This is a genomic window from Microcoleus sp. A003_D6, assembly GCF_036702825.1.
Classification (GTDB): Bacteria; Cyanobacteriota; Cyanobacteriia; order Cyanobacteriales; family Microcoleaceae; genus Microcoleus.
This window is the reverse complement of the sequence record NZ_JAUBWA010000248.1, coordinates 1-3,679: the sequence shown is the minus strand read 5'-3', so window position 1 is coordinate 3,679 and position 3,679 is coordinate 1. Positions and strand designations below refer to the sequence as shown.

1 protein-coding gene is annotated in these 3,679 nt (G+C 46.3%); it reads left to right on the top strand.

Translation table 11 applies throughout. The features are described from left to right. Positions 1 to 108: 108 nt before the first annotated feature. Positions 109 to 3,444 carry a protein DpdE gene (gene dpdE / locus QUB70_RS31975; RefSeq protein ID WP_332985815.1) on the top strand — a complete coding sequence of 1,112 codons (3,336 nt, stop codon included), beginning with the start codon at positions 109 to 111 and terminating at the stop codon, positions 3,442 to 3,444. The last annotated feature ends 235 nt before the right edge of the window (positions 3,445 to 3,679 follow it).

The window sequence follows — 3,679 nt, the reverse complement described above, 5'->3', positions numbered from 1 at the left end:
ATGAACTGCGAACCAAGAATTCTTGGGAATCCCCCACTATATTCGGTACTCCGAATTAGTGGTGGGAGGATGTCAATGTAATCTAGTAAGTATTGTCAGGCTGAAATTATGATTGATGTTGGTTCGTTAGTTCGATCGCCCAGAAACGATTTGGGAGTCGGAAAAGTTGTCGAGTTATCGCGTACCGAGGCGGTAGTTGAATATTTTTGCTCAGTTAAAAACCGCATCCGCAAAACTGTAGCCTTGGGTTTGCTGCAAGAAGCGAGACTTCAGCGCCAAACCCGCTGCTACCTCTGGAGTACCACTCAGGAAAGATGGATAATCGGGCGAGTTTATGACTGGGATGAAGATAAATTAGAGTACGAAATTGACCTCCCCGACAGCCAAAGTTTGCAAGCTGTTGAAACCGAACTTTACGTTCGCTGCAATATCCCGATCGCCGATCCGATCGACATTTTAGCAGTCAAAGGCCAAGAAACGCCGTATTTTCACGATCGCCGATTGGCATTCGTTCAATCTGCGATCGAACAGCGGGCCGTCAGCCGCGGCATGACCGGTTTAATTTCTGCTAACATAGACCTCTATCCGCACCAAGTTGAAGTCGTCCGGCGCGTCCTAGAAGACCCAATCGTGCGCTATTTATTGGCAGACGAACCAGGACTCGGAAAAACAGTAGAAGCCGGCACAATTCTCCGCCAATTTCTGCTAGATGAACCCAACGGACGTGCGGTGGTGCTGGTTCCTAAATACTTGCTCGAACAGTGGCGGCAAGAGTTAGAAAATAAATTCTATTTGTCTCATTTTGCCGATCGAGTGCAGCTTGTTGCTGTTAGCGAAATCAATCAAGTTAGCCGCAACGCTAACCTGGATTTTCTGATTGTTGATGAAGCCCATGATGTGGCGGCTATGGCAAATTCGAGCGATCGCAATCAGCAGCAGTCCTTTGAACTCTGTCAGAAACTAGCTCAGAAAAGCAAAAATGTATTGTTATTATCTGCAACGCCAGTTCTCGGCCGCGAGCAAGATTTTCTAACGATGCTGCACTTGCTAGATCCCACAACTTACCGTCTTGATGACCTGGAAAATTTCAAAGAACAGGTGCAAAACCGTCAGGAAATCGGTCGCGCTTTGCTGGATTTCCGAGAAAATGCCAAGCCTGCTGTTTTGCAAACAAAACTCGCTCAACTTCGCACTATTTTTGCCAAAGATGATTATTTAATCGGATTAGCAACAGAGTTAGAAAGTTGTTTGAAAACTAAAGAAACCGCAGAACAGGCGCGGCTTGTCCGAACTATTCGCACTCACGTTAGCGATACCTACCGCCTGCACCGCCGCATCCTTCGCAACCGCCGGGATGCGGTGGAAGATGTGATTTTCGATCGAGATGCTGTGCCTAAAACTGAGTACGATTTGAATGACGAACAGTGGGCGGAAATTCAAACCGTACTCGATAAATGGCGCACAGTCGCTCCCAAGTCGAGCGAATATCAGAGAATTTTTCTGCTGTTTTTCCGCGCTTCCGGTACTTGGCTGAATGTTTTAGAACGGGTTGTCAAAGCTCGTTTGCAGAAAAAATCGACTCCTGAACTCGATCGCGAATTCGGACAAAATGACACGGCAATTTTGACCAAAACGGAGCTGTTTCCCGAAGAAAGGGAAATACTCGAAACCTTGCTCAACACCCTGGAAAAGCCCCAGGAAGGACTCGATCGACTGAGTTTGTTACGAATTGCCATTCTGCGATTTTTGGCAGTGGCTTTGAAGGTTCCGCGCGAGTATCACAGCAATCCTCGCGATTTGCTGTCGAGAATTCAACAGCAAATTAAACGGCCGATTCCGGGCGAGCGTTTCCCGAAAATTGTGATTTTTACCAGTTTTACGGCAACTTGTAAAGAGATTGCGGAAAATTTAGCGAAAATCTTTGGTAAAAATGCGATCGCCAGCCATGACACGAGCAAATCGGCTGATGATGTTGAGGCTAGTCTCAAGCGGTTTAAGACTGAACCCCATTGTTTTATCTTAGTTTGCGATCGATCGGCTGAAACAGGCGTAAATCTGCAATTAACAGATTGGTTAATTCACTTCGATTTGCCGTGGTTTCCCAACCAGTTAGAACAAAGACTCGGCAGAGTCGATCGCATTGGCAGCAAAATGGGAGTGCAATTTTGTTTGTTTGCAGGCCCGGATTTGCCGGAGAGTCCCCACGAAGCTTGGTTTCAAGTTTTAAAAGACGGGTTTGATATCTTCAACAAATCTATTGCCAGCCTTCAGTTTTATGCTGAAGAAAAACTTCTCAAACTTGAAGAAAAGTTGTTTGCTGAGGGAGGCAAGGGCTTATCCAGCGAAATTGAAGCGATTAAAACTGAAATCGCACAAGAGAAAATCAAAATTGACGAACAGTACGTTCTCGATGAAATTGATACTCTTGATGACAGCGCATCTCAGTATTTTGAATCTCTCGACAACTGCGATGCTAAGCATAAAGAAATGCAGCGGGCTACTGAAGGTTGGTTGTGTCAAGCCCTCCACTTCAAACAAATCGAACATCCGAGTGTATCGGGGTTGATGCGCTATAAACCTACTCAAAAAACGTTAATCCCCTCAAACGATTTGATGACCAGATTGGTTCCTTATTGCCAGCAATATGGCAGTTACAATCGCCGCATTGCTTATCAGAATGCGGATGTCGCTCTTTACCGCATTGGTGAGGGATTGATCGATGCAATTAGCTCTTATATTCGCTGGGACGATCGCGGTCAAGCTTTTGCGATGTGGCGGAATGATGAAAGTTGGGATGCGGAGCCCGGGAAGGAGTGGTTTGGCTTTCAGTTTAATTATTCAATCCAGACTGATGTGCAGCCGGCCGAGCAAGTTTTGCAAGCACAAAACATCGAAAATTACAACTTGAAAGCTTTGCAGCGCCGCGCTGATTCTCTGTTTCTCCCAATCTTTGAAACTGTGTTTGTAGATGCTCGCAGCGAAGAAATGTCTCTGGTGGAAGATGCGGAACTTCTGGCGATTTTGCAGCGGGATTATAAGGGGAAAGGCGGGCCGAATCGGGATTACAATTTGTCGAAAAATCGCACGTCGCTGATTGACAGTTTTGTCGATCCGCTAGAATGGGATGATTTTTGCCAAAAGGGACGGGTGGTATCGGAGGAATTGCTGCGCGGGCGATCGGCTTTTGTGGAAATGTGCAATACTTCCGCTGTCACGGCTGCAATCCAACTCGAAAACCGGGTGAATCAATTGCAGTTGCGATTGAATCGACTTTCTAAATCCGAACAAGCTTTAGAATCGGTTTTGGCTGAGGAAATCAATACCGAAAGTTTGTTGAGTCAAGCAGTTTTAGCTGGTATTCGCCGCCCAAACCTGACTCTTGAGTCTGTTGGGTTTATTGTGATTTCTGGGCGTCCTCCTGTAAAGTCGGAGGATGAGGGATAATTTGTTTGTGAGGGCGATCGCTCTTTTTGAGGGCGATTCCCTTCGGGATAGCTTCGCTTCACGCTTTTTTTGAACCGCAGATGCAGGCAGATAAACGGGGATGAACGCAGATGAATGAAGGGGCGATCGGTTGTATCTCAATACGCTTGGGTTAAAACTATTTAGGGCTTGCCGAAAAAGCCTAAAACCTGGACAGAGAAAGACTTTGACTGGTTTGAACGCTCCGCGTGTGCAA

Excerpts from the sequence above, each read along its gene's own strand:
- dpdE (WP_332985815.1), top strand. The coding sequence starts at position 109 with ATGATTGATGTTGGTTCGTTAGTTCGATCGCCCAGAAACGATTTGGGA.